Source organism: Bacillus cereus group sp. N31 (assembly GCF_016483245.1).
Taxonomy (GTDB): Bacteria; Bacillota; Bacilli; order Bacillales; family Bacillaceae_G; genus Bacillus_A; species Bacillus_A toyonensis.
Genome location: NZ_JAEHCH010000144.1, coordinates 1 through 204, shown reverse-complemented (window position 1 = coordinate 204; position 204 = coordinate 1). Strand labels below are relative to the sequence as shown.

Below are 204 nucleotides of genomic sequence, written 5' to 3'. Positions count from 1 at the left end.
TGGAGCTGACGAATACTAATAGATCGAGGACTTAACCATATAATATGAAGCGATGTTATCTAGTTTTGAAGGAATATATATTTAAAATTCCTTTTGACATTCTGAAAAGAATGTGTATAATGATAAAAGTCTGGTAATGATGGCAGAGAGGTCACACCCGTTCCCATACCGAACACGGAAGTTAAGCTCTCTAGCGCCGATGGT

1 rRNA gene is annotated in these 204 nt (G+C 37.7%); it reads left to right on the top strand.

Going from position 1 to position 204, the window contains the following annotated elements:
• Window positions 1-129: 129 nt before the first annotated feature.
• Window positions 130-204 (top strand): 5S ribosomal RNA (gene rrf, locus JDS81_RS30175); the annotation flags it as partial.